The sequence below is a fragment of the Streptomyces bottropensis ATCC 25435 genome (genome assembly GCF_000383595.1).
GTDB lineage: Bacteria > Actinomycetota > Actinomycetes > Streptomycetales > Streptomycetaceae > Streptomyces > Streptomyces bottropensis.
Map to the genome: position 1 here is coordinate 1895193 of NZ_KB911581.1, position 25892 is coordinate 1921084.

The following is a 25892-nucleotide window of genomic DNA, read 5'->3' on the forward strand; positions in this document are numbered from 1 at the left end:
CCTCCACCGCCTGCGGCCGTCGGGACGGCCGTCCGCAGCATTGGACTTGTGAGGACTCACGTGAGCGCGAAACCAGTCGTACTGATCGCTGAAGAGCTGTCGCCCGCCACCGTCGACGCGTTGGGCCCGGACTTCGAGATCCGGAACGTCAACGGAGCGGACCGAGCCGAACTGCTCCCGGCCATCGCCGACGTCGACGCCATCCTGATCCGCTCGGCCACCAAGGTCGACGCCGAGGCGATCGCCGCCGCGAAGAAGCTGAAGGTCGTCGCGCGCGCCGGCGTCGGCCTGGACAACGTGGACGTCTCCGCCGCCACCAAGGCCGGCGTGATGGTCGTCAACGCCCCCACCTCGAACATCGTGACCGCCGCCGAGCTGGCCTGCGGTCTGCTCCTCGCCACCGCCCGCCACATCCCGCAGGCGAACACGGCGCTGAAGAACGGCGAGTGGAAGCGCAGCAAGTACACGGGCGTGGAGCTGGCCGAGAAGACCCTCGGCGTCGTCGGCCTCGGCCGCATCGGCGCCCTGGTGGCCCAGCGCATGTCCGCCTTCGGCATGAAGGTCGTCGCCTACGACCCCTACGTGCAGCCCGCGCGGGCCGCCCAGATGGGCGTCAAGGTCCTGTCGCTGGACGAGCTGCTGGAGGTCTCCGACTTCATCACCGTCCACCTGCCGAAGACTCCCGAGACGGTCGGTCTGATCGGCGCCGAGGCGCTGCAGAAGGTCAAGCCCTCGGTGCGCATCGTCAACGCCGCGCGCGGCGGGATCGTCGACGAGGCCGCCCTGTACTCGGCGCTCAAGGAGGGCCGGGTCGCGGGCGCGGGCCTCGACGTGTACGCCAAGGAGCCCTGCACCGACTCGCCGCTGTTCGAGCTGGACGAGGTCGTCTGCACCCCGCACCTCGGTGCCTCCACCGACGAGGCACAGGAGAAGGCGGGCATCGCGGTGGCGCGGTCCGTGCGGCTCGCCCTCGCCGGTGAACTGGTCCCGGACGCGGTGAACGTGCAGGGCGGGGTCATCGCCGAGGACGTCAAGCCCGGTCTGCCGCTCGCCGAGAAGCTCGGCCGCATCTTCACCGCGCTGGCCGGTGAGGTCGCGGTCCGCCTCGACGTCGAGGTGTACGGCGAGATCACCCAGCACGACGTGAAGGTGCTGGAGCTGTCCGCGCTCAAGGGCGTCTTCGAGGACGTCGTCGACGAGACCGTGTCGTACGTCAACGCTCCGCTGTTCGCGCAGGAGCGTGGCGTCGAGGTGCGGCTGACCACCAGCTCCGAGTCGCCCGACCACCGCAATGTCGTCACCGTGCGCGGCACGCTCGGCAGCGGTGAGGAGGTGTCGGTGTCCGGCACGCTCGCCGGGCCGAAGCACCACCAGAAGATCGTCGCGGTCGGTGAGTACGACGTGGACCTCGCGCTGGCCGACCACATGGTCGTCCTCAGCTACGTCGACCGGCCCGGTGTCGTCGGCACCGTCGGTCGCGTCTTCGGCGAGGCCGGGATCAACATCGCCGGCATGCAGGTCGCGCGGTCCGCGGCGGGCGGGGAGGCGCTGGCGGTGCTGACGGTGGACGACACCGTTCCCCCGGTGGTGCTCGCCGAGGTCGCCGAGGAGATCGGCGCGACGTCGGCGCGGTCGGTCAACCTGGTCTGACGGTTCTTCACAGCGGTAGCAGAGGCGGGGTCCGGTCACCTGGGGTGGCCTGGGCCCCGCCTCCTTCTGGTGCGTCGTCGGGTGTCGGCCCGGTGGGGCTTCTCGCGCGGTTCCCCGCGCCCCTGAGAAGCAGGGGCTGGGCTTCTAGGGGCACGACCAGCCCCCACCGGGCCCGCACCCGACCACGCACGCCGGGGGGCGTGCGCGGGCGTGCCAGGATGGCCAGGTGGCTCAGAGCATCGTGTACGCGCCGTTCGTCGGGCGGGACTCCGAGATGGCCCGGCTGAGGGACGTGCTGGACCGGGCCGGGGCCGGGGAGCCCCGGGCCGTGCTGGTCGCGGGGGACGCGGGGGTCGGCAAGAGCCGGACCCTCGCGGAGGCCGCGGCGTACGCGACGCGCAACGGCACCGTCGTGTTCACCGGCCACTGCGTGGACCTCGGCGACGTCGGACTGCCCTATCTGCCGTTCACCGAGATCCTCGGCGCCCTGGCCGCGGACGAGCGGTTCGCGCCGCTCCTTCAGGCGCACCCGGCGACCGGCCGTCTCCTCGGCGGCGGAACCGACGGCGGCGACCGGCTCCAGCTCTTCGAGGGCATCGCCGCCCTGCTGACGGACCTCGCCGAGACGACCCCCGCCCTGCTCGTGCTGGAGGACCTGCACTGGGCCGACCAGTCCTCACGGGACCTGCTGCGTTTCCTGCTCAGCCGGGGCGTCCTCCAGCGCCCCACCCCAGGCGTGGCGCCCCACCGCCTCGCCGTCTTCGCGTCCTACCGCGCCGACGACCTGCACCGCCGCCACCCGCTGCGCCCGCTGCTCGCCGAACTGGTGCGGCTGCCCGCCGTGGAGCGGCTGGAGTTGCGGCCGATGCCGGACAAGGAGGTCGCCCGGCTGGTGCGTTCGCTGCGCGCCGAGCCGCTGTCCGAGGCCACGATCGGCCGGATCGTCGAGCGGGCCGAGGGCAACGCCTTCTACGCGGAGGAACTGCTGGCCGCGACGGCGGACGAGCCGGGGGCGGTCCTGCCGAGCGGGCTGGCCGACCTCCTGCTGATCAGGATCGAGCAACTGCCCGGCGCCGCCCAGCAGGTGCTGCGCACGGCGGCCGTGGCGGGCCGCCGGGTCGGGCACGACCTGCTGCGGGAGGCCGTCCAACTCCCCGACGAGGAGCTGGAGTCGGCGCTGCGGGAGGCCGTCGGCCGGCAACTGCTGCTGCCGGGTGAGGGATCGACGTACGAGTTCCGGCACGCCCTCACCCGGGAGGCGGTCTACACGGATCTGCTGCCGGGCGAACGGGCGCGCCTGCACGGGGTGTTCGCGAAGCTGCTGGCCCGCCGGGGCCGGCCGGGGGAGAGCGCCGAACGGGCGCACCACTCGCGCGAGAGCCATGACCTCGCCGACGCGCTGACCGCCTCCGTCGAGGCCGCCGATCACGCGCACGGCATCGGGGCGCCCGCCGAGGAGCTGCGGCATCTGGAGGCCGCCCTCGATCTGTGGTCGTCCGTGGAGTGCGGGGCCCTGCCCCGGGACCTCGACACGGTCACCCTCACCCTGCGCGCCTCGTCCGCCGCCGCGCGTGCCGGGGAGAACCACCGTGCCGTCTCCCTCTCCCGCTCGGCGCTCGCCGGAGCCGGCCCGGACGCCGGCTCCGAACTGGCCGCCCGGGTGCGCTACACCCTCGCCGGTGACCTGATGCGCGTGGACAACCTGGAGGCCGCGTTCCGGTACAGCAGCGAGGCGCTGGCGATGATCCCCGCCGAGCCCCCGTCCCGTACCTGGGTGTGGGCGGCGGCCACGCACGTGATGGCGGCGCGGTACGTGGGGGAGGACGAGGAGGCCGGGCGGGTCGCGCAGGCGGCACTGGGCGTCGCCGGGCGGCTCGGACTGGCCGACGCCGAGGCCGACCTGATCGTCTCCGTCGTCGGCCTCGACCCCCGGAGCAACCGGCGTACCCGGGCGGGCCGTGCGCGGCTGAAGGACGCCCGTGAGCTGGCCGGGCGGGCGGGGAACGTCCCGGTGGAGATGCGCGCCCTGTTCAACCTCGCCGTCGGCTGCTTCGAATCCGGCGACCTCGACGAGTGCCTCGGCTGGCTCTCCGAGGGGCTGGACCGGGCGGGTCGCACCGGGCTGCTCTCCTCCCCGTACCCGGTGGAGATGCGTTATCTGCACTCCCTGTGCCTCTACACGCTGGGCCGCTGGGACGAGTGTGTCCGTTCGGCCGCCGAGGCCGACCGGCTCCCCGTGGCGGGCGGCTACGCGGTCGGGCCCGCCCTGTACGTGGGCCTCGCGCGCGGCGACGAGGGCGCCGCGGAGCGGGCGCGGGCGCTCCTGGACGGGCCGCCCGACTTCATGACCTGCCTCGTCGGGGGCATCGTCCTCACCGAGGCGGCCCTGCTGCGGCACGACCCCGAGGCCGCGGTCGCCCAGTACCGTTCGAGCGTCGCCACCCTCACCGAGCTGGCCGGGGTCCGGCCCGACGCGACCGTCCGGTTGGCGGCGCTCACCCTGGGGGCGATCGCGGACGCGGTGGCACGGCGGCGGTCGGCCGGCGACGAGGAGGGCGTACGGCGCTGGGCGGCCACCGGTGAGGAGCTGGTGCGGGCCGCGCGGGTCACCGCCGCCGAGGGGGAGGACGGGGGCCGGCAGGGGCCGGAGGGACTCGCGTGGCTCAGCCGGGCCGAGGCGGAGTGGACGCGGGTGCGGACCGGGCCCGATGTCGAGGCCTGGCGCACGGTGGTGGACGCGTTCGCGTTCGGTGATCCGTACGAGCGGGCGCGGTGCCGGCTACGGCTGGCGGAGGCGTTGGCGCAAGCGGGCGAGCGGGAGGAGGCCGGGGCCGAGGCACGGGCGGTGGGGGAGACCGCCGACCGGCTGGGGGCCGTGGCGTTGCGCGCCGACCTGGACGACCTGGTCCGTCGGGGGCGGCTGGCGCGGGCCCCGGCGGCCGGGGCCGTACCCGCGCTCACCGCGCGGGAGGGTGATGTCCTGCGGCTGCTCGCGCTCGGGCGCACCAACCGGCAGATCGGCGACGAGCTGTTCATCACCGGGAAGACGGCGAGTGTGCACGTGTCCAACATCCTGGCCAAGCTGGGCGCGGCCAGCCGTACGGAGGCGGTGGCCATCGCGTATCGGGAGGGGTTGATCACGGCGGGGTGACGGAGACCGGGGAGGGCGCTGTCCCGGCCGTCGGCCGGACCGTCGGGTGTGCTCCCGGCCCGTCGGCCGGACCTCCGGGTGTGCCTAGGTCTTCTTCGGCCAGACCGTCATGTCCGCGGTGACGAAGCTGGCCTCGTGGTCCCCGAGCGCGGTCGACTTGACCTGGATCACCAGCAGGGCGATGTCTCCGGAGGGGTGCTTGACGCAGAACTCGCTGCCGGCCGCCGCTCCGGAGAGCGTGAAGCTGTGGCTCTTGGCGCCGGTGAGGGCGATACGGCACGTCTCCAGGGTGGCGCCGGGGTCGGCGTACATCATCGTGATCACGCTCTTGTCGCTCTCCAGCGCGCAGAGGATCTCCTTGCAGGAAAGACGGACATCGCCCTTGCGGTCCTCGCGTGTCCTGCCGCTCCGGATGTCGACGGAACTCGTCTGTGACAGGAACTGCATGGGATAGGCGGTGGGTTGGGGGTCCCCGGGCGCGGTCGGGGAGGGGTTCGCCGTCCCGGACGTCCGCTCGCCGTCGGTCCCCGCGTCCGCCGTGCCCTTCGTCCCCGGGTCCGTCGCGGACCGTGACGGGGACGCCGACGACCCAGCGGACCTGTCGCCACCGGAGGTCGAGGAGGAGGTCGTCTCCCGGGTGCGGTACCGGTCCACGCCCTGCTTGAGCGTCCACCCCAGGCCCGCGATCAGCAGGGCGCCTCCCGTCACGGCGACGACCGTGAGCAGCGCGGTGCGCCGCCGCCGGGCACGCCGCTGCTCCGGCCGTTCCGGCCCTGCCGGCCCGTTCGGACCCATCGCCCTCATCGGCCTGTTCAGCACCAGCGGCCCGTTCAGCACCAACGGCCCGTGCGGCCCCAGCGGCCGGGTCGGCGACAGCAAGGGCATCGGGTGCGGGACGGTGGCCCCGTGGGCCGTCGCCGGGGGCGGCACCGAGACCTCCGGGCCCGTGACCTCGCGCCAGACGGCGGGCCCGCCGCCCGTGTCGGCGTCCCGGCCCAGCCGACCGCGGCACCACTCGACGACCTCCGCCGGGGTGGGGCGCTCTGCCGGGTCGAGGGCGAGACAGCGGGCCATCATCGGGCGGAGCGGTTCGGGCAGCAGGGACAGGTCGGGTGCCGAGTGCACGATCCGGTACAGCACACCGACCGAGGGTCCGTCGCCGTACAGCGGCTCGCCGAGGGCCGCGAACGCCGCCGTCTGGCCCAGCGCGAAGACATCGGTCGCCGTCGTGACCGCACCGCCGGTCGCCTGCTCGGGGGCCATGAACTGGGGCGTGCCGACGGCGGTGCCGGTGGCCGTGTTCGAGGTGAGGTCGGCGGCCAGCGAGATGCCGAAGTCGATGACCCGGGGCCCGTCGGCGGCGAGCAGCACGTTGGAGGGCTTCAGGTCGCGGTGCACGATGCCCTCGCCGTGGATGGCCTGCAGCGCCTCGGCCACGCCCGCCATCAGCCAGAGCACCGCGGGCACCGGCAGCGGTCCGCGCCGGGCGACGGCCTCCGCCAGGGAGGGGCCGGGCACGTAGAGCGTGGCCAGCCAGGGCGGTACGCCGTCCGCGTCGGCGTCGATCAGTTCGGCGGTGTAGGCGCCCCGGACCCGCCGGGCCGCCCTGATCTCCCGGCCGAACCGCCGCCGGAAGGCCGGGTCGTCGGCCAGCTCCGGGCGGACCACCTTGATCGCCACCGGCCTGCCACCCTGGGTGTGCGACAGATAGACCCGGCCCATGCCGCCCGCGCCCAGCCGGGCGGCGAGACGGTAGCCCGCCATCTGCGGTGGGTCGTCGGCCTGGAGCGGCTGGAACACCTCGGTCGCGTCGTTCAACGGCGCACGTCCCCCTGTTTTCCTGATCTCCCCCGATGCGTCGGTCCGATGATCCGACCGACGGAAACAGCCTAAAGGTTGTTGTGAGCATGCTGTTCGGAGGTGTGCCGGAAGTGCTCGCGGCCGACCGGACCGGAGGTCAGAGCCGCGCCCCCTTGAGCGCCATGTGCAGCAGCAGCCGGTCCTCGCCGTCCGTCAGCCGCAGGCCGGTGAGCTGTTCGACGCGGGAGAGCCGGTAGTAGAGGGTCTGGCGGTGGATGCCCAGCTCGGCGGCGGTGCGGCCCGCCTGGCCCGCCCGGTCGAGGAACACCTCGGCGGTGTGGGCGAGTTCGCGGTGGGCCGGGGTGAGGAGCAGGCGCACACAGGGGTCCTGCGGGGTCCCGGGAGGGAGCGCGGTGAGCAGCCGGTACGGGCCGATGGAGTGCCACTCGGCGACCGGGCCGAGACGCGGCTCCGCCAGCGCCGCCCGCGCCGCCGCCGAGGCCTCCCGCCAGTCGGTGCCCAGTTCGGCGAGGCCCGCACGGGCGCCCGAGACGCCCGCCGCCGCGTGCGTGCCCGCGCGCTCCAGGAGCCGGGCGGCGGCGACGAGCGCCGGCGCCGGTACGTCCGCCGAGCGCAGCCGCACCAGCAGGGCCAGGCCCCGGCCCGCCGTGCCCCACGGCACCGTGCACAGCGCGGTCGCCCCGGGCACCGTACGGAAGGAGGGGGCGTCGTCGGGGTCGGCGGAGGGCCAGGGGGCCACGCACACCATCGCGTGGACGCCGTCGCCGCGCGGGCCGAGAGCCGTGCGCAGCTCCGCCACCGCCATGTCGCGCTCCCAGTCGCGCTCGGCGGTCAGCACCGCGCGCAGCTCCCGGGTGAGGTCGGCGCCGGCCTGGGCCTCGTCCGCGAGGAGGGCGCCGATGCGGGCGGCGACCGCCATCGCGGCGGCGAGCTGGGCGCTCGTCGGGCCCGGGTCGCCGTCCAGGAGCCAGACGTAGCCGAGCACGACACCGCGATGGCGTACGGGCAGGCAGACACGGCCCCGGAGCACCCCCGCCGCCGGGGTCGGCGGGATACGGACCGGGGCCGTCGCCCGGGTGATGCCGAAGCCCTCGAACCACTCCCGCACCGCCGTCGTCGAGCGGCGGGTCAGGATCGAGCGGGTGCGGACCGGGTCCAGGTCGGACGGATCGAGGTCGCCCTCACTGTCGTACGCGCCGAAGGCGATCAGCTCGAAGTCGCGGTTCTCCAGCGTCGCCGGGGCGCCGAGCAGCTCGGAGATCTCGTCGACGAGGTCCTGGTAGTCGCCCACGGGGTGGGGCGATGCGGATTCCGGCGTCACCCGGGCATTGTCCCGTACGGACAGGTCTTCATACATCTGTCTGAGATCTGCGGCACGGATGCGTGACAGCTGTCGATGGCCGACGATCGGCGGGATCCTTAGGTTTCACGGTGGTTCTGTCTGCTGGTCTGTGGAGGTGCCCCGTGCTGGGTCCCGTGATTCTCGCCGCGTCGCGCAGCGGCCGGATACGACGCCTGATCTCGGCGGCGCCGGTGACCAGGCAGGTCGTCGACCGCTTCATCCCCGGGGAGCGGGTCGACGACATCGTCCCGGTCGTCCGGGACCTCACCGCCAAGGGCCTCGACGTGACCCTGGACGTCGTCGGCGAGGACATCACCCGTCCGGAGCAGGCCACCGCCGCCCGCGACGCCTATCTGGAGCTGATCGACCGGCTGAAGGAGCTGGAGCTCGGCGAACGCGCCGAGATGTCCGTCAAGCTCTCCCTGTTCGGCCAGGCCCTCCCGGGCGGCCACGAGCTGGCCCTCGCAGGCGTCAGGCCGGTCGTCGAGGCGGCCGCCGCGATCGGGACGACGGTCACGCTCGACGCCGAGGACCACACCACCCTCGACTCGATGTTCGCCATCCACGACGAGCTGCGGCGGGACTTCCCGCAGACCGGCTGCGTCATCCAGGCCTACCTCTTCCGCACCGAGACCGACGCCCGCCGCCTCGCCGCGAACGGCAGCCGGGTGCGGCTGGTGAAGGGCGCCTACAAGGAGCCCGCCGAGGTCGCCTTCCAGCAGAAGGCCGAGATCGACAAGGCGTACGTACGCGTCCTGAAGATCCTCCTGGAGGGAGAGGGGTACCCGATGATCGGGTCGCACGACCCGCGCCTCATCTCCATCACCCAGGAACTCGCCCACCGCGCCGGGCGCAAACCGGACGAGTACGAGTTCCAGATGCTCTACGGCATCCGCGGCGACGAGCACCTGCGGCTCGCCGCCGAAGGGCACCGCATGCGCGTCTACACCGCGTACGGCACCGACTGGTACGGCTACTTCATGCGCCGCCTCGCGGAGAAGCCGGCGAACCTGCGCTTCTTCGTCCGCTCGATGATCAGCAAGGGCTGAGCCGACACCGCCCGCTCAGGACACCGCCCGCTCAGGACACCGCTCACGTCAAGGAGTTACGGAAATCATGGACGCTGTGACCCAGGTCCCCACCCCCGTCAACGAGCCGGTGCACGGCTACGCCCCCGGCTCGCCCGAGCGGGCCCGGCTGGAGGCCAGGCTCAAGGAGCTGGCCGAGAACCCGGTCGACCTGCCGATGACCATCGGCGGCGAGCGGCGGATGGGCGGCGGCGACCGCTTCGACGTGGTGCAGCCGCACAACCACAAGGCCCGCCTCGGCACCTACGCCAACGCGACCCGGCAGGACGCCCAGGACGCCATCGACGCGGCCCTCGCCGCCGCGCCCGCCTGGCGCGCGATGTCCTTCGACGACCGCGCGGCGATCATCCTGCGCGCCGCCGAGCTGCTCGCCGGCCCCTGGCGCGAGACGCTGGCCGCCTCCACCATGCTGGGCCAGTCGAAGACCGCCCAGCAGGCCGAGATCGACTGTCCCTGCGAGCTGGTCGACTTCTGGCGCTTCAACGTCAAGTACGCCCGTGACCTGCTCGCCGAGCAGCCCCCGGCCAACTCGCCGGGCGTCTGGAACCGTCTCGACCACCGCCCGCTCGAAGGCTTCGTCTACGCGATCACCCCCTTCAACTTCACCGCCATCGCGGGCAACCTGCCGACCGCCCCGGCCCTCATGGGCAACGTGGTGGTCTGGAAGCCGAGCCCCACGCAGACCCACGCCGCCGTGCTGCTGATGCGGCTGCTGGAGGAGGCGGGCCTGCCCAAGGGCGTCATCAACCTGGTCACCGGCGACGGCATCGAGGTGTCCGAGGTCGCGCTGGAGCACCGCGACCTCGCCGGCATCCACTTCACCGGCTCGACGAAGACCTTCCAGTACCTGTGGAAGACGGTCGGCGCGAACATCGAGAAGTACCGCTCGTACCCGCGGCTGGTCGGTGAGACCGGCGGCAAGGACTTCGTGGTCGCCCATCCGTCCGCCGACCGCGCGATCCTCAAGACCGCCCTCACCCGGGGCGCCTTCGAGTACCAGGGCCAGAAGTGCAGCGCGACCTCCCGGGCCTACATCCCGGCGTCGATCTGGAACTCGGGCTTCAAGGAGGAGTTCGCCGCCGAGGTCGAGTACCTGACCATGGGCGACGTCACCGATCTGTCCAACTTCGTCGGCGCCGTCATCGACGAACGCTCCTTCGCCAAGAACAAGGCCGCCATCGACCGCGCCAAGTCCGACCCGACCTGCACGATCGTCGCGGGCGGCTCGTACGACGACTCCGTCGGGTACTTCGTCCGCCCGACAGTCGTCGAGTGCACCGACCCGGCCAACGAGGTCTTCACCACCGAGTACTTCGGCCCGTTCCTCGCCGTCCACGTCTACGAGGACGACCGCTACGAGGAGATGCTGACCCAGATGGAGTCGGTGTCCGCTTACGCCCTGACGGGTTCGGTGATCTCGGGCGACCGCGCGGCCGCCGCGTACACGATGGACAGGCTCCGCTACGCGGCCGGCAACTTCTACATCAACGACAAGTCCACCGGCGCCGTCGTCGGCCAGCAGCCCTTCGGCGGCGGCCGCGCCTCGGGCACCAACGACAAGGCCGGGGCCCCGCAGAACCTGATGCGCTGGACCCTGACCCGCGCCATCAAGGAGACCCTGGTCCCGCCGACGGACTACACGTACCCGCACATGGGCTGACCCGGACATCTGGTCCGCCGCTCGTCGCGCCCCCGTTCCCGGGACCCGGGAACGGGGGCGCGGTCATGTGACGGATGGGAAAAGGCCAGGTCAACGATGTGTGACCCAATCCACCGTCTCAGATAGTAGGAAGTCCGACTAACTGTGGAGACAGATGCGCCGACCTCGCCTAGCTTTGTAGGAGCCGAACGTCTCGCTCGATCCAGCGAATGGCGGTCGTGAGCCGGAGCCCTAGGCAGGCAACCCCTGCGGCCCCGCTCCCCGCCCCTTCCGGCGTCTCGTACACCTCCCGTTTCCGAACTCCGGAATGCCTCGAAGGAGTCGATTTCCCATGGCCGAGACGACCGTCCGCCGCCGAGTCCGTCACGTTTCCCGGACCACCGAGTCCGACCGCAAGAACGCCGCCGCCGCCCTCCAGCGCGCCCTCGACCGCAGGGACAACGGCGGTTCGACCGGGCACTGAGCCCCCTGCCGGGAGCCGCACCCGTGTTCGGGGTGCGGTGCGGCCGTGAGCGGACGGCTCACGCGCCGCGCCGCACCTCGAAGTGGTCGATCCGCCTGCCGTCCTCGGCCAGCGCCGACACCTTCAGAGCCGGACGCGCGCCGCTCTCCGCCTCCACCGAGAGCAGCGAGAAGCCCCGGTAGCGCACCCGCGACCACTCCACCGTCTCCGCCTTCGACCTGCGGGACTTGGTCCACTCGAACGTCTCGACGGCGTCGTGGCGGGTCACGTGCCCCTCGTAGCTCTCCTTGACGCCGGACGGGAAGCCGTACAGATCGCGCCCGCCGCCGCCCGCCGTGACATACACGATCCCGTCCCGGGTCGGGTCGGTCGACGCGCCGATGGGGACCGCCCGGCCGACCTCGCCGCCCTTGACGGCGTCGGTCCGCTCGTAGACGTGGTTGTGGCCGTTGATCACCAGGTCCACCTGGTGCTTCGCGAACAGCGGCAGCCAGGTGTCGCGGATGCCGCCGTCGGAGGCGTGCGAGGACGTCGAGTAGGCGCAGTGGTGGAAGAAGACGACGACGAAGTCCACGCCCTTCGCGGTCCGCAGCTCACCCAGCGTCCTGTCCAGCCATCTGGTCTGCCGACCGCCCGTGTAGCCGAAGTTGGCGGGGATCTCGTACGACACGTCGTTGGCGTCCAGCGCCACGAAGGCGACGTTGCCGTAGGTGAACGCGTACACGCCCGGTGCCGTGCGCGGATCGAAGCCGTTGTCCGGGAGGGACCAGCGGGCGAGCTGGCCGCCGTAGCCGTCCGGCGAGTACCAGGCCTCCATGTCGTGGTTGCCGGTCGTCACCATCCACGGCACGGACCTGGCCACCGACTCGTTCTGCTTGAGGAACAGGTCCCAGAACCCGGGGTCGTAGCCGTCCGACGTGACGCCCTTGCCGTTGCCGTTGGCGTAGCAGATGTCGCCGGCGTGGAGGTGGAAGGCGGGCTTGCGGCGGGCGATCAGGTTGTCGTTGGCCGCGGCCGCACTGCCGACGCCCTGGTCGCCGAACGCCGTGAACACGAACGTCTCGGGGGCCGCGGGCGCCGTGCGGAAGGTGGCGATCGTCGAGCGGTGGGCCGGGGAGGCCGGGTCGAAGCCCTCGTGGCCGACGCCGTAGTAGTACGTCGTGCCGGGGCGCAGGCCGTCCAGGGCCGCGTGCACGTAGTACTGCTCCAGCTCCAGGCGCACGCCCTCGACCCCCGGCGTGTGCAGGTCGCGGATCTCGGCGTCGATCTTCCGGCTCAGTTCCTCGGGCTTCAGCCCCACCCGCACGTACGGCTTCCGCACCGCCACCGGCACCTGCCAGGAGATCCGCATCTCCTTCCTGGGGTCGCCGCCGAAGGCCAGATGGCGGCCGAAGGGGACGACCGCGGAGCCGGGCAGCCGGGAGGTGGCGGGCGACGGGGCGGAGGAGGTCGTCGAGGGCGTCGAGTTCGGCGAACCGGAGCCGCCGCAGCCGGTCAGCAGCCCGCCCGCGGCCAGCGAGCCCGCCGTCACCAGCGTGCGGCGCCGCGTCAGCTTCGTACGCAGGTACTCGTGCTGCTCGGCCATGCTCATCCGGCGCGCGAGCCGCGGCGGGATGCCGAAGTCGGGTATATCCATGGTGATGAAGTTCCCAGTGCATCCCAACGCCCGCCCCGCATACGGGTGAACGCGTGGTGACGTGTGGGCAGAGTCACCGCACCGGACGTCCGCATCGCGGACAGCGCATGTCATCCCGTGGGACAAGGAGTACGGTGCCGTCATGTCTCGCAGCCTCAATCTCGCAGTGATCCCCGGTGACGGCATCGGTAGGGAAGTCGTGGCCCAGGGGCTCAAGGTCCTCTCCGCCGTCCTTCCGCAGGATGTGAAGCTGGAGACCAAGGAGTACGACTTCGGCGCCCAGCGCTACCACGCCACCGGTGAGACCCTCACCGAGGCCGACCTCGACGCGCTGAAGCAGCACGACGCGATCCTGCTGGGCGCGATCGGCGACCCGAGCGTCCCCTCCGGGGTCCTGGAGCGCGGCTTCCTGCTCAAGCTCCGCTTCGCCTTCGACCACCACGTGAACCTGCGCCCGTCGAAGCTGCTCCCCGGTGTCGCCACCCCGCTCGCCGGTCAGCCCGAGATCGACTTCGTCGTGGTCCGCGAGGGCACCGAGGGCCCGTACACGGGCAACGGCGGCACGATCCGCAAGGGCACCGAGCACGAGGTCGCCACCGAGGTCTCGGTCAACACGGCCTTCGGGGTCGAGCGGGTCGTCCGTGACGCGTTCGCCCGCGCCCAGGCCCGCCCGCGCAAGAAGCTCACCCTCGTCCACAAGAACAACGTGCTGACCTTCGCCGGTCACCTGTGGACGAACATCTTCAACAAGGTGGCCGAGGAGTTCCCCGAGGTCACCACCGACTACATCCACGTGGACGCGGCGACGATCTACCTCGTCACCGACCCCGCCCGCTTCGACGTGATCGTCACCGACAACCTCTTCGGCGACATCATCACCGACCTCGCCGCAGCCGTCTCCGGCGGCATCGGCGTCGCGGCGTCGGGCAACATCAACCCCTCCGGCGAGTTCCCGTCCATGTTCGAGCCCGTGCACGGCTCGGCCCCGGACATCGCCGGCCAGGCCAAGGCCGACCCCTCCGCCACGGTCCTGTCCGTCGCCCTGCTCCTGCGCCACCTCGGCTTCGAGGCCGAGGCCGCGGCGATCGAGGAGGCCGTCTCCGCCGACCTCGCGGAGCGCGTCGGCAAGCCGGCCCGTTCGACGGACGAGATCGGCGACGCCCTCGCCGTACGAGTAGCCGGCTGACCCGCCGCGCCACTCGAATCCTCTCGAAGCCGCCGGGTCGCACCAGCACCCGGCGGCTTCCGTATGGCTTCCCCAGGGTCCCGCCGGGTGTCACCATCATCCCTGGGTCGCATTCACGCCGTTTTCTTCCGCGGACTCCGCTTGCGATAATCGAACGCGGAGCCGCTGAATGAGGCAATGCTCGGACGTCCAAGCACTCGCCACCGGCAGTGCGGATGTGAGCGCGGCCCGTCACACACAACCGGTGAAGGACAACCACTCATGACGACGCCCACGATCGAGCTCAAGCCCTCGGCCTCGCCACTCTCCGCCGCGGAGCGCGACGCGGTCCTGGCCGCCCCCGGCTTCGGCCGCCACTTCACCGACCACATGGTCGTGATCAAGTGGACCGAGGGCCGGGGCTGGCACGACGGCCAGCTCGTTCCGTACGCGCCGCTCTCCCTCGACCCGGCCACCATGGTCCTGCACTACGCGCAGGAGATCTTCGAGGGACTGAAGGCCTACCGGCAGCCGGACGGCTCCGTCGCCACCTTCCGGCCGGAGAAGAACGCGGCGCGCTTCCGGGCCTCCGCCCGCCGGCTCGGGATGCCGGAGCTGCCGGTCGAGACATTCATCGAGGCCTGTGACGCGCTGGTGCGGCAGGACCAGGCCTGGGTCCCGGCCCACGGCGGCGAGGAGTCCCTCTACCTGCGCCCCTTCATGATCGCCACCGAGGTGGGTCTGGGCGTCAAGCCCGCAGGCGAGTACCTCTTCCTGGTCATCGCCTCCCCGGCCGGCGCCTACTTCCCCGGCGGAGTGCAGCCCGTCTCCATCTGGGTCTCCGAGGACCACGTCCGCGCCGTCCCCGGCGGCATGGGCGACGCCAAGACCGGCGGCAACTACGCGGCCTCCCTGCTCGCCCAGGCCGAGGCCGCCGCCGAGGGCTGCGCCCAGGTCTGCTACCTCGACGCGGTCGAGCGCAAGTGGGTCGAGGAGCTGGGCGGCATGAACCTGTACTTCGTGTACGGCGACCGGATCGTCACGCCCACCCTCACCGGCTCGATCCTGGAGGGCGTCACCCGCGACTCGCTCCTCACCGTCGCCGCCGACCTCGGTCACAGCGCCGAGGAGGGCCGGATCTCCATCGACCAGTGGCAGGCCGACTCCGAGAGCGGCGCCCTCACCGAGGTCTTCGCCTGCGGGACGGCCGCCGTCATCACCCCCGTCGGCACGGTCAAGCGCACCGGCGCCAGCTGGCAGCAGTCCGCCGGCGAGCCCGGCCCCGTCACGCTCAAGCTCCGCGAGGCGCTGCTGAACATCCAGCGCGGCACCGCGGAGGACAAGCACGGCTGGATGCACGAGCTGGGCTGAGTGCGCGGAGTACATGTCTCGCGCGGCGGCCGGCCCCAGCCCGGCCGCCACGCGGCGCTCCTCGGCGCGGCACTCGGCGGCCCGGCTCCTCATGCCCCCTCCGCCCGCACCCGCTCCACCAGCCCCAGGGTCAGCTCCTGCGCCACGTCCTCCAGGTTCCACTCCCCGTCCCGGTACGCCTGGTTGCTGATCCAGAACACGAGGACACCGTCGGCCGGTGAGCGGCCGAGGAGGCCGAGGGACCAGTCGTTGCCGCCGTCGTGCCAGGCGAAGGGGCCGTCCGGGGTGTCCCGCACGCTCCAGCCGTAGCCGTACGAACTCGTCGAGCCGGGCTCCCGGACCCGCGGCTCGAACAGCTTGTCCCGGGCCCGCGCCGGCAGGATCTCCTCGCCCAGCAGCGCGCGGTGCCAGCGGAACACGTCCTCGGCGGTCGAGAGCATCCCGCCGTTGCCGCGCAGGTTCCAGTGGGGCCCGTCGGCGGCCCAGGGATGGTCGAAGGGCCTGCCCATGCTCCGCCCCCGGTCGTCGTACTCCACCGCGACGAGCCGCCGTGGCCACCGGGGCAGCACGTACCCGGTCCGCTTCATCCCGGCCGGAGCGAACAGGTGCCGGGCCAGGAACTCCTCGTAGCCCTCCGAGGACGCCTTCTCCACGATCGCCGCGAGCAGGCTGTAGCCGGTGTTGGAGTAGTGGAAGCGCGTACCCGGCGCGGAGCGGAGCCTCGATGCCAGCGCCCCGCGCACCAGCTCCTCGCGCGACACGGGGGCGTAGTCGTCACCGAGCCCCTCCACGAGACCGGAGGTGTGGGTGAGCAGCTGCTCGACCGTGATACCGCGTTTGTCCTCCGGCACCGGTCCCAGGTGACGGTCGATGCGGTCGGACACCCGGAGCCGGCCCAGCACCTCCAGCTTGAGGATCGCGGCGGCCGTGAACTGCTTGGTCATCGACATGACGTCGTACACCGTGCGGCAGCTCGCCGCGGTCCCGGCCTCGCGGTCGGCCGTGCCGAAGCCCGCGCAGTAGGCCAGTTGGTCGCCGCGCGCGGCGACGACGGTGCCGCCTGCGCCCCGCGGCAGGGTGCGGCGGACGAAGTCGGCGATCGAGGCGTCGGCGCGGGGCGGTGCGGCGTCGGCCGCCGGGCCGTCGCCGGGCAGGGGAGCGAGCACCCCGAGTGCCAGTGCCGCCGCGAGCAGCGCGGCGCTCCCGACCCTCGTACGGGGCTGAGGTGAACGGCGGGGCGGACCCATATGACCTCCCAGTGGTCTCCGAGCGGGGCGATGCGCACCGAGGTTGACCGCCGGTCTCCCGCCTCCTCAAGCTGTGGGGGTGTTCGAGCTTGTACGAGTCCGTGTCCGTCCAGCTCAGCGAGGGGGACCCCGATGACCACCGCACCGCCCACACCGCCCGACACCGATCCCGCCGCGTTCGTCGCGGCCCTGCGGCGCCTCAAGGCCTGGTCGGGTCTGAGCTATCGCCGGCTGGAGCGCCTGGCGACCGAGGCGGGTCACGTCCTGCCCCACTCCACGGCGGCGACCATGCTCGGCCGCGAACGGCTTCCCCGCGAGGAACCGCTCGCCGCGTTCGTCGCGGCCTGTGGACTGCGCGGGGCCGAGGCCGAGGCGTGGACGGACGCGCGGCGCCGTATCGCCTGCGGCCCGGACGAGGTCCCGGCCGCGGCGGCCGTGCGGCCACCCGGTGTCGACCTGCCCCGGCCCCCGTCCCTGGCGCGGCCCGTCTCGCTGCCGCGGCCCGGACGTCGGCGGGTCCTCGCCGTGGCGGCGCTCTCGCTCACCGCGCTCCTGGGCGGTGCCCTGACCTCCGGCGCGCTCACCGAGGACGAGGAGGTACGGGACACACGGACGGTGCACTACGACGCGTCCCGCGACCGTTAGAGCGATACTCGAATCACATCGCCCTGGTCATCAGCTCACCTCCACGCAGCCAGGCGCCGCTGTCTCGATGTGCGGTCACACGCTTCCGCTGTCCCGTGAACCATGTTTAGAGTGACGTTCTAAGTGAGGGATCGCAAGGAGGTGTCGCCGCATGCGACTGACCCCCACCGAACGCGACCGCCTGCTCCTCTTCGGCGCCGCCGAACTGGCCCGGGCCCGTCGTGCGCGCGGACTGCGGCTGAACGTGCCCGAGGCGACCGCGCTCGTCGCGGACGCCGTGTGCGAGGCGGCGCGGGACGGGCTGCGGCTCGCCGAGGCGATCGAGCGGGCGCGCGGCCTGCTCGGGCCCGACGACGTGCTGCCGGGCGTGGCGGACATCGTGCGGGAGGTGCATGTCGAGGCGGTGTTCGAGGACGGGTCACGGCTGGCCGTCGTCCCGGACCCGATCGGCGGCGCACCGGGGGATCCCGCCCCCGGTGCGCTCCTGCCGGGCCCGGCGCACGCGGACCCCGAGGCCGTCGTGCGGCTGACGGTGACCAACACCGCCCGTGTGCCCGTCTCGGTCACCTCCCACTTCCACTTCTTCGAGGCCAACCCGCGGCTGGACTTCGCGCGGGCGGCGGCCTACGGGATGCGGCTCGCCGTCCCCGCCGGGTCGTCGGTGCGGTTCGGTCCGGGGGAGCGGGTCGAGGTCGGGCTCCTGCCGGTCGGGGGCGAGCGGATCGCGATCGGGTTCGCCGGCCTCGTCGACGGGGAGCTGGACGCGCCGGGCGCCAAGGACGAGGCCCTGCGCCGGGCCGCCGCCTGCGGATACCTGGGGGCCGACCGATGAGCGTCGATCCGTACGGGTACGCCGCCACCCACGGCCCGCGCGCCGGCGACCGGATCCGGCTCGGCGACTCGGGGCTCGTGATCCGGGTCGAGTCGGACTCCCAGGGTTACGGCGACGAGTTCCTGGCCGGCTTCGGGAAGACCGCGCGGGACGGACTGCACCTGAAGGCGGCCGCCGTCCGGGAGACCTGCGACGTCGTGATCAGCAATGTCGTGGTGATCGACGCGGTCCAGGGCGTCCGGAAGGTGTCGATCGGCATCCGGGAGGGGCGGATCAGCGCGATCGGACGGGCCGGGAACCCCGACACCCTCGACGGGGTCGAGGTGGTCGTCGGCACGGGTACGTCCATCGTGTCCGGCGAGGGGCTGATCGCCACCGCCGGAGCCGTCGACACCCATGTCCATCTGCTGTCACCACGGATCATGGAGGCCTCGCTGGCCTCCGGGGTGACGACGATCATCGGGCAGGAGTTCGGGCCGGTCTGGGGCGTCGGGGTCAACTCGCCCTGGGCGCTGCGGCACGCGTTCAACGCGTTCGACGCCTGGCCGGTCAACATCGGCTTCCTCGGCCGGGGTTCGTCGTCCGGTGACGCCCCGCTGGTGGAGGCGCTCGCCGAGGGCGGGGCCTGCGGCTTCAAGGTGCACGAGGACATGGGCGCCCACACCCGGGCGCTGGACACGGCGTTGCGCGTGGCCGAGGAGCACGACGTCCAGGTCGCCCTGCACAGCGACGGACTGAACGAGTGCCTGTCGGTCGAGGACACCCTGCGCGTCCTGGAGGGCCGCACGGTCCACGCCTTCCACATCGAGGGCTGCGGCGGCGGCCATGTGCCGAACGTCCTGAAGATGGCCGGGGTCCCGAACGTCATCGGCTCCTCCACCAACCCCACCCTCCCCTTCGGCCGGGACGCCGTCGCCGAGCACTACGGGATGATCGTCGCCGTCCACGGCCTCAAGACGGACCTGCCCGGCGACGCGGCCCTGGCCCGCGACCGCATCCGCGCCGGGACGATGGGCGCCGAGGACGTCCTGCACGACCTGGGCGCGATCGGCATCACCTCCTCCGACGCGCAGGGGATGGGCCGTGCGGGGGAGACCGTCCGCCGGACCTTCGCGATGGCGGGGAAGATGAAGGCCGAGCGGGGCGCCCCGGACGACGGCCACGACAACGAGCGCGTGCTGCGGTACATCGCCAAGCTGACCGTCAACCCCGCCATCGCCCACGGCCTCGCGCACGAGATCGGTTCGATCGAGGTCGGCAAGCTGGCCGACCTCGTGCTGTGGCGGCCGGAGTACTTCGGGGCCAAGCCCCAGCTCGTGCTCAAGTCCGGCTTCCCCGCGTACGGCGTCGTCGGCGACCCGAACGCGGCCACCGACACCTGCGAACCCCTTGTGCTGGGGCCCCAGTTCGGGGCGCACGGCGCCACCCCCGCCGACCTCTCCGTCGCCTTCGTCGCGGCGGCCGCCCTCGACCTGGGCGGCGACTCGATGCCCACCCGGCGGCGCAGGGTCGCGGTGCGCGGCACGCGCGGGATCGGCCCGGCCGACCTGCGCCTCAACTCCCGCACCGGATCGGTCGACGTGGACCAGCGCACCGGCCTGGTCACCCTCGACGGCGAACCGCTGCGCTCCGAGCCCGCCGAGTCGGTCCCGCTCAACCGCCTGTACTTCCTCTGAGGAGCCGTCCCATGACCACACCCGCCGCCGACGGATTCCGGATGCCGCCCGAGTGGGCCCCGCACGAGCGCACCTGGATGGCGTGGCCGGGACCGAACCCGACCTTCGAGGACCCGGCGGACCTCGCGGACTCCCGCCGGGCCTGGGCGGCGGTCGCCCGTGCCGTCCGCCGCTTCGAACCCGTGACCGTGGTGTGCGGGCCGGGGCAGTCGGAGGAGGCGCGCACTCTGCTGGGCGACGGCGTCGACACGGTCGAACGCGCGCTGGACGACGCCTGGATGCGGGACATCGGGCCGACCTTCGTCACCGACGGGCGCCAACTCGCCGCCGTCGACTGGACGTTCAACGGCTGGGGCGCCCAGCCCTGGGCCCGCTGGGGGCACGACGCCGGGATCGCCGGGCAGGTGGCGGACCTCGCGGGCGCGCGAACGTACGCCTCGAAGCTCGTCAACGAGGGCGGGGCGATCCATGTCGACGGCGAGGGGACCGTCCTGCTGACGGAGACCGTCCAGCTCGGCCCGGAGCGCAACCCCGGCTGGACCCGCGAGGAGGTCGAGGCGGAGATCCACGCCCATCTCGGCACCCGCCGGGCGATCTGGCTGCCGCGCGGCCTCACCGGCGACTACTCCCCGGACGGCTTCGGCACGCTCGGCCATGTCGACATCGTCGCCGCCTTCGCCCGCCCCGGCGTGGTCGTGGCCCACTCCCAGCCGGACCCCGCCCACCCCGACCACGAGATCACCCGGGAGATCATCGGCCTGCTCCGGTCCGCGACCGACGCGCGCGGGCGGCGCCTGGAGGTCGTCGAGGTCCCCGCCCCGACCGTGCTGGAAGCGGACGGCCGCTGGGCCGACTACTCCTACATCAACCACTACCTCTGCAACGGTGGAGTCGTCCTGTGCGGCTTCGACGACCCGCGCGACGAGAGGGCCGCCGAGATCTTCCGCCGGCTGTTCCCGCGGCGGACGGTCACGCTCGTCGACGCCCGCACGGTCTTCGCGGGCGGCGGAGGCATCCACTGCGTCACCCAGCAGCAGCCGCGGACGGGCGTCAGGTAGAAACGTACGGATGACCACGCCACCGCATCCGCCACCGGACACGCACCCACCGGACACGCACCCACCCGAGACACACCCACCGGACGCGCACCCGTCACCGGACCCGGACGCGCCGCCGGACCCGGACGCGCCGCCGGGTCCGCCCGCCCGTCCCGTGGCCGCCCGTCGCCGCAACACCGCCCCGCCCCGCGAGGACGTGCTCGGAGCCGCCATGAGCATGATCGCCGAGCGGGGCCTGGACAAGCTCACCATGGCGGCGCTCGGCCGGGAGGTCGGCATGAGCAGCGGTCATCTCCTCTACTACTTCCACTCCAAGGACGAGCTGCTGCTGCGGACCCTGGAGTGGAGCGAGGGCCGGCTCGGCGTGGAGCGGGCCCGGCTGCTCACCCGCACGGGCACCGTCCGTGAACGGCTGGCGGCGTACGTCGACCTGTACGTCCCCGACGGCCACCGCGACCCCCACTGGACACTCTGGCTGGAGGTCTGGAACCGCTCGCAGAACGCCGACGACGACGCCCGTGAGCGTCAGGCCGCCATCGAGGGCGCCTGGCACCGCGACCTGGTGGCCCTGCTCGCGGAGGGCGTGTCGAAGGGGGAGTTCCGGGCGGTCGACCCGGATCGGTTCGCCGCCCGGCTGCGGGCCCTGCTCGACGGCTTCTCCATCCATGTGGCCATCGGGCTGCGCGGCACGGACCGCGCCCAGATCCTCGCTCACGTACGGGAGTTCCTCGACGAGTCGCTGGGGTGAGCGTGACGCGCGGACTCGTACGCCGCTCGCGGTGACCGCGTGCGGTGACCGCGCGATGATCAGCACGCTGTTCGCATCCTGAGACGGACGGTGAGCGCGGGCCCGGTCTGTGCCAGACTTCCCCCGTGCTCTCGTTCGCCATGATTATTGGCAGCAGGCGCGCCGGTCCGCAGTGACCGCCTCGTACGACCAGGTACGGGCGGACACCGTCGTTCTCGACCCGCGCGCAGACCTCTCGCACCCGCGAGGGGTTTTTCGCTTTTCTGGCCCACCTTCAGCCGGGAGCGCAGCGCGAGGGATCATTGGAGGACGGTGGAGCCGGTCATTCCGGTACGACCGAGATCCAACACAGGAGCCTTGAGATCATGACGGACACCAGCGAACTCGACGACTCGTTCCACGTCTTCGACACCACCCTGCGCGACGGCGCCCAGCGCGAGGGCATCAACCTCACGGTCGCGGACAAGCTGGCCATCGCACGGCACCTGGACGACTTCGGCGTCGGCTTCATCGAGGGCGGCTGGCCCGGCGCGAACCCGCGCGACACCGAGTTCTTCGCCCGCGCCCAGAAGGAGATCGACTTCAAGCACGCCCGGCTTGTCGCGTTCGGCGCCACTCGTCGCGCGAACGGCAAGGCGAGCGAGGACCCGCAGGTCAAGGCCCTGCTCGACTCCGGCGCCCCGGTCATCACCCTCGTCGCGAAGTCCCATGACCGGCATGTCGAACTCGCCCTGCGCACCACTTTGGACGAGAACCTGGAGATGGTCCGCGACACCGTCTCCCACCTGCGCGCGCAGGGCCGCCGGGTCTTCGTCGACTGCGAACACTTCTTCGACGGCTACCGCGCCAACCCCGAGTACGCCAAGGCCGTCGTCCGCGCCGCCGCCGAAGCGGGCGCCGACGTCGTGATCCTCTGCGACACCAACGGCGGCATGCTCCCCGCGCAGGTCCAGGCCGTCGTCGCCACCGTGCTCGCCGACACCGGCGCCCGTCTCGGCATCCACGCCCAGGACGACACCGGCTGCGCGGTCGCCAACACCCTGGCCGCCGTCGACGCGGGCGCGACCCACGTCCAGTGCACGGCCAACGGCTACGGCGAGCGCGTCGGCAACTCCAACCTCTTCCCGGTCGTCGCCGCGCTGGAGCTGAAGTACGGCAAGAAGGTCCTCCCCGAGGGTGCCCTGCGGGAGATGACGCGGATCTCGCACGCGATCGCCGAGGTCGTCAACCTCACCCCCTCCACCCACCAGCCGTACGTCGGTGTCTCCGCCTTCGCGCACAAGGCGGGCCTGCACGCCTCCGCGATCAAGGTCGACCCGGACCTGTACCAGCACATCGACCCCGAGCAGGTCGGCAACACCATGCGGATGCTGGTGTCCGACATGGCGGGCCGTGCCTCCATCGAACTCAAGGGCAAGGAGCTGGGCGTCGACCTCGGCGACGACCGCGAGCTGGTGGGCCGCGTCGTCGAGCGGGTCAAGGAGCGCGAGCTGAAGGGCTACACGTACGAGGCCGCCGACGCGAGCTTCGAGATCCTGCTGCGCGACGAGGTCGCGGGCAAGCCGCAGCGCTACTTCCGCACCGAGTCCTGGCGGGCCATCGTCGAGGACCGGCCCGACGGCAGCCACGCCAACGAGGCCACCGTCAAACTGTGGTCCAAGAGCGAGCGCATCGTCGCCACGGCCGAGGGCAACGGCCCCGTCAATGCGCTCGACCGCGCTCTCCGGGTCGCCCTGGAGAAGATCTACCCCCAGCTCGCCAAGCTGGAGCTGGTCGACTACAAGGTCCGCATCCTGGAGGGCAAGCACGGCACCCACTCCACGACCCGCGTCCTCATCTCCACGACGGACGGCACGGGCGAGTGGTCCACGGTGGGCGTCGCCGAGAACGTGATCGCCGCCTCGTGGCAGGCGCTGGAGGACGCGTACACGTACGGCTTGCTGCGCGCGGGCGTCGAGCCGGCGGAGTAGGCCCGGGTGGCTCGCGCACCCCTACGGCACCCCGCGCCCCCTGCTCGTCAGGGGCGCGGGTGCCGCGCGAGAAGACCCACCGGACCCGCACCCGGCAGCCCTCCGACCCGCATCCGACAGCCCCCGACAGCCTCACCGGCCCCGCCCGGCAGCCTCACCGGCCCCGCACCCGACGTCCCACGCACCCCGACGGCGCGACCGTCAGCACGCACGCTCGGCCAGATCCTCGAACGCCTGTGCGCCCATCACCCGGTCGTCGGCCCACACCCGCCCCGGCTCCAGCCTCGCGAGATCGGCCGGAGTGAAGGAGACCGAGCCGTTGGCCTGGTCGTCGGTGTGGCCGTAGAACACGAACGCGTAGGTGTGGCCCGACCGGAGCCGCTGCTCGCCCCTCGACTCGGCGTCCCACGCGGCCGGCGGCGAGAAGAGCGGGAAGTCGGCGTCGCCCGACCACTCGCCGTCCGTCTCCCAGACCGTCGTGTCCGTCTCGTCCTCGCTGGGCTCGTCCTCGTAGGAGCCGGCCCAGCCCATGAGCGTCGGCGCCGTGTACGAGGCGTCACCGCACGGCCGGACCAGCACGCGGGGAGACCCGTCGCCGTCCACGGTCACGCCGGCCAGCGGCCGGATCTCCGGTGTGCACCCGCTCAACAGCACCGCCCCGCTCACCGCGCACACCACCGCGAGAACTCTCCGCAGCATTCCGCCCGCCCCCGTAATCCCGCCGCCCCGCGTGCACCGCACCCGTCTCGAACGGTTGTACAGCCATCCGAGTGACCGCCCAAGTCGACAGTCGGCTCCCATCAGGTCACGAACGGGGATCGTCCGTTCGCGCGCAGATCGAGGTAGCTTCGAAGGTATGAAAGGCGCACCGGTCCGACGTCTGTTCCGCCTCCTCATGATGCCGCTCGCCGCGCTCACGCTCGCGGCCCTCGCGGTCCTGACCCTCGGCGCGCCGGGCGCGCACGCGGCCACCGACCTCTCGACCGTGGCCGCGGCCCTGCGCGAGAGTCCCGTCTACGTCGACCCGGCCGCCTCCGACCTGCTCTCCGCGGCGGACGCCGAAGCCCTCGCCGACACGATCGAGGACGCGGACGAGCCGATCTTGGTGGCGGTGCTCCCGCCCGGCTACCCGACCCAGGACCTCTTCCGCAACCTGCGTACCGAGACCGGCGTGACCGGCCTGTACGCCGTGCGTCTCGGCGACCGCTTCGACGCCCGCGCCGACAGCAGCGTGCTGAGCCGCCAGACCGTGGCGAACCTGGTCTCCGCGGTCCAGGGCGCCGGCGACCCCAAGGCCCAGCTCAACGACTTCGTGGACGACGCGCTGCGCAGCAACCCCGGCGGCACGGCCCCGTCCAGCTGGAGCGGCGGCGGCGACCAGGGCGTGGACGCGGGCGGGCTGGCGGTGGCGGGCGCGGTCGTGGCGGCGGGCGGCGTGGGCGCGTACGCGCTGGTGCGCCGGAACCGCCGCCGCAAGGAGGAGGAGCGCCGCGAGGCGCTGGCCCGGCTCGCCGTCGTGGTGGACGAGGACATCACGGCCTTCGGCGAGGAACTGGACCGCCTGGACTTCCACCCCGCCGAGCTGGGCGCGGACGACGCGATGCGCGCCGACTACGAACGCGCCCTGGACGCGTACGAGCAGGCCAAGTCGTTCATGGCGGCGGCCACCCGGCCCGAGGAGGTCCGCGCGGTCACCCAGACCCTGGAGGACGGCCGTTTCTCCCTGGCGCAGCTCGCCGCCCGCCGGGAGGGCCGCCCCCTGCCCGAACGCCGGGCCCCCTGCTTCTTCGACCCCCGCCACGGCCCCTCCGTCGCGGACGTCCTGTGGACCCCGGGCGTCGGCACCGAGCGCGAGGTCCCGGTCTGCGCCGCCGACCGGGCCCGCCTCGCCGACGGCCAGGACCCCATGATCCGCGAGGTGGACACGGTGTCCGGCGGGCGCCGCCCCTACTGGGACGCGGGCCCGGCCTACGGCCCCTGGGCGGGCGGCTACTACGGCGGCGGCCTCCTGCCCGGCCTCCTCGTCGGCACGATGCTCGGCAGCATGATGGCCACCCCCTCCTACGCGGCCATGTACGGCTCCGGCTACGGCGACTTCGGCGCGGCTTCCGGTTACGGGGGCGGCGACGTCTCGGGCGCCGACTTCGACACGAACGACTTCGGCGGCGGCTTCGGCGGCGGGGACTTCGGCGGTGGCGGGGACTTCGGGGGCGGCGGGGACTTCGGCGGCGGTTTCTGAGGGCCGGCCCCGGCAGGGCCCCGGCCACGGGCACGGACATTGGGCACGGCCCCGGCCTCGGATACGGGCACGGGCCCGGCACTGGGGAGCTGCCGGACCCGTGGACGTCGTGCGAGAGCTGGTGCGGGAC

19 protein-coding genes are annotated in these 25892 nt (G+C 72.7%); 14 read left to right on the forward strand and 5 right to left on the reverse strand.

The annotated features are described in order from the left end of the window. The first annotated feature begins 60 nt into the window (after window positions 1-60). Together serA and STRBO_RS0108495 are read left to right on the forward strand one after the other, a co-directional pair. The gene (gene serA, locus STRBO_RS0108490) at window positions 61-1650 is read left to right on the forward strand and encodes a phosphoglycerate dehydrogenase (RefSeq protein ID WP_005479965.1); all 1590 of its coding nucleotides are present in this window, start codon (window positions 61-63) and stop codon (window positions 1648-1650) included. Window positions 1651-1876: 226 nt separating this feature from the next. Further along, window positions 1877-4801, forward strand: coding sequence for a helix-turn-helix transcriptional regulator (locus tag STRBO_RS0108495; RefSeq protein ID WP_005479963.1), 2925 nt, complete (start codon window positions 1877-1879; stop codon window positions 4799-4801). 84 nt (window positions 4802-4885) lie between these two features. On the opposite strand, the gene STRBO_RS0108500 is transcribed toward STRBO_RS0108495, so the two are convergent. Together STRBO_RS0108500 and STRBO_RS0108505 are read right to left on the reverse strand one after the other, a co-directional pair. Continuing rightward, entirely contained in the window at window positions 4886-6619 is a 1734-nt protein-coding gene (locus tag STRBO_RS0108500; RefSeq protein ID WP_005479961.1) for a serine/threonine-protein kinase, read from the reverse strand. A 139-nt stretch (window positions 6620-6758) separates the two neighbouring features. Continuing rightward, entirely contained in the window at window positions 6759-7979 is a 1221-nt protein-coding gene (locus tag STRBO_RS0108505) for a PucR family transcriptional regulator (RefSeq protein WP_005479959.1), read from the reverse strand. A gap of 107 nt (window positions 7980-8086) precedes the next feature. Between STRBO_RS0108505 and STRBO_RS0108510 the strand changes: the two genes are divergently transcribed. From STRBO_RS0108510 to STRBO_RS45360, 3 genes are all read left to right on the forward strand, one after another. Then, window positions 8087-9013 carry a proline dehydrogenase family protein gene (locus STRBO_RS0108510; RefSeq protein WP_020114061.1) on the forward strand — a complete coding sequence of 309 codons (927 nt, stop codon included), beginning with the start codon at window positions 8087-8089 and terminating at the stop codon, window positions 9011-9013. A gap of 67 nt (window positions 9014-9080) precedes the next feature. Then, entirely contained in the window at window positions 9081-10712 is a 1632-nt protein-coding gene (pruA, locus tag STRBO_RS0108515; RefSeq protein ID WP_005479956.1) for an L-glutamate gamma-semialdehyde dehydrogenase, read from the forward strand. A 331-nt stretch (window positions 10713-11043) separates the two neighbouring features. Further along, complete coding sequence (locus tag STRBO_RS45360) at window positions 11044-11175, forward strand: hypothetical protein (protein WP_005479955.1); 132 nt, start codon at window positions 11044-11046, stop codon at window positions 11173-11175. Window positions 11176-11233: 58 nt separating this feature from the next. On the opposite strand, the gene STRBO_RS0108525 is transcribed toward STRBO_RS45360, so the two are convergent. Then, window positions 11234-12811 (reverse strand): purple acid phosphatase family protein, encoded by a 1578-nt coding sequence (locus tag STRBO_RS0108525; protein WP_005479953.1) that lies wholly within the window; start codon window positions 12809-12811, stop codon window positions 11234-11236. A 142-nt stretch (window positions 12812-12953) separates the two neighbouring features. Between STRBO_RS0108525 and STRBO_RS0108530 the strand changes: the two genes are divergently transcribed. Both STRBO_RS0108530 and STRBO_RS0108535 read left to right on the forward strand, forming a co-directional pair. Then, entirely contained in the window at window positions 12954-13997 is a 1044-nt protein-coding gene (locus tag STRBO_RS0108530; RefSeq protein ID WP_020114062.1) for a 3-isopropylmalate dehydrogenase, read from the forward strand. 261 nt (window positions 13998-14258) lie between these two features. Next, on the forward strand, window positions 14259-15347 hold the full coding sequence (locus tag STRBO_RS0108535) for a branched-chain amino acid aminotransferase (protein WP_005479951.1): 1089 nt from the start codon (window positions 14259-14261) through the stop codon (window positions 15345-15347). A gap of 89 nt (window positions 15348-15436) precedes the next feature. Here the strand turns inward: STRBO_RS0108535 and STRBO_RS0108540 are convergent, their stop codons facing one another. After that, window positions 15437-16594 carry a serine hydrolase domain-containing protein gene (locus tag STRBO_RS0108540; protein ID WP_237547575.1) on the reverse strand — a complete coding sequence of 386 codons (1158 nt, stop codon included), beginning with the start codon at window positions 16592-16594 and terminating at the stop codon, window positions 15437-15439. 132 nt (window positions 16595-16726) lie between these two features. On the opposite strand from STRBO_RS0108540, the gene STRBO_RS0108545 reads away from it, so the two are divergent. The 6 genes from STRBO_RS0108545 to cimA all read left to right on the forward strand — a co-directional run bounded on the left by STRBO_RS0108545 (window position 16727) and on the right by cimA (window position 23523). Further along, complete coding sequence (locus STRBO_RS0108545) at window positions 16727-17239, forward strand: hypothetical protein (protein ID WP_005479949.1); 513 nt, start codon at window positions 16727-16729, stop codon at window positions 17237-17239. A gap of 151 nt (window positions 17240-17390) precedes the next feature. After that, window positions 17391-18071, forward strand: coding sequence for an urease subunit gamma (ureA, locus tag STRBO_RS0108550; protein WP_005479948.1), 681 nt, complete (start codon window positions 17391-17393; stop codon window positions 18069-18071). Further along, window positions 18068-19747 carry an urease subunit alpha gene (locus STRBO_RS0108555; RefSeq protein WP_005479947.1) on the forward strand — a complete coding sequence of 560 codons (1680 nt, stop codon included), beginning with the start codon at window positions 18068-18070 and terminating at the stop codon, window positions 19745-19747. Before ureA ends, STRBO_RS0108555 begins: the two co-directional genes overlap by 4 nt. Window positions 19748-19758: 11 nt before the next feature. After that, window positions 19759-20805, forward strand: coding sequence for an agmatine deiminase family protein (locus STRBO_RS0108560; protein ID WP_005479946.1), 1047 nt, complete (start codon window positions 19759-19761; stop codon window positions 20803-20805). A 211-nt stretch (window positions 20806-21016) separates the two neighbouring features. Further along, a complete protein-coding gene (locus tag STRBO_RS0108565; RefSeq protein WP_202499754.1) occupies window positions 21017-21553 on the forward strand; it encodes a TetR/AcrR family transcriptional regulator in 537 nt (178 codons plus the stop codon). Between the two features lie 365 nt (window positions 21554-21918). Beyond that, on the forward strand, window positions 21919-23523 hold the full coding sequence (cimA, locus tag STRBO_RS0108570) for a citramalate synthase (protein WP_020114064.1): 1605 nt from the start codon (window positions 21919-21921) through the stop codon (window positions 23521-23523). 201 nt (window positions 23524-23724) lie between these two features. Here the strand turns inward: cimA and STRBO_RS0108575 are convergent, their stop codons facing one another. After that, complete coding sequence (locus STRBO_RS0108575; protein WP_028796546.1) at window positions 23725-24222, reverse strand: hypothetical protein; 498 nt, start codon at window positions 24220-24222, stop codon at window positions 23725-23727. 157 nt (window positions 24223-24379) lie between these two features. Here STRBO_RS0108575 and STRBO_RS0108580 point away from each other — a divergent pair, with 157 nt between their 5' ends. Further along, window positions 24380-25762, forward strand: a complete 1383-nt coding sequence (locus tag STRBO_RS0108580; protein ID WP_020114066.1) for a hypothetical protein — start codon at window positions 24380-24382, stop codon at window positions 25760-25762. Window positions 25763-25892: the final 130 nt, after the last annotated feature.